The following is a 265-nucleotide window of genomic DNA, read 5'->3' as shown; positions in this document are numbered from 1 at the left end:
ATCTATTGCAGAGCAAGCACAAACTCGCTGGCAACTGGCGCGAATATCTATTATTCACCGCGTTGGTTACTTAGCACTTGGCGAGCAAATTGTCTTTGTAGGCGTAACGTCCCGCCATCGCCAAGCCGCGTTCGAAGGCGCACAATTTATTATGGATTACTTAAAAAACCACGCCACGTTTTGGAAAAAAGAGCACTTTAAAGACTCATCAAATTGGGTTGAGTTTAAACAAAGTGACAAACAAGCGCTGGATAAGTGGGAAAAG

Annotated in this window: 1 protein-coding gene; it reads left to right on the top strand. The window is 44.2% G+C overall.

Translation table 11 applies throughout. The features are described 5' to 3' along the window. Positions 1-265, top strand: a 265-nt coding sequence (locus AAEZ18_RS19015; RefSeq protein WP_352255977.1) for a molybdenum cofactor biosynthesis protein MoaE, incomplete at both ends; no start/stop codon positions are given.

The sequence above is a fragment of the Pseudoalteromonas sp. 19-MNA-CIBAN-0066 genome, from assembly GCF_040308705.1.
In the GTDB taxonomy this organism is placed as follows: Bacteria; Pseudomonadota; Gammaproteobacteria; order Enterobacterales; family Alteromonadaceae; genus Pseudoalteromonas; species Pseudoalteromonas nigrifaciens.
Note: the sequence above shows the minus strand (reverse complement) of the source record. Positions and strands in the feature narration are given on the sequence as shown.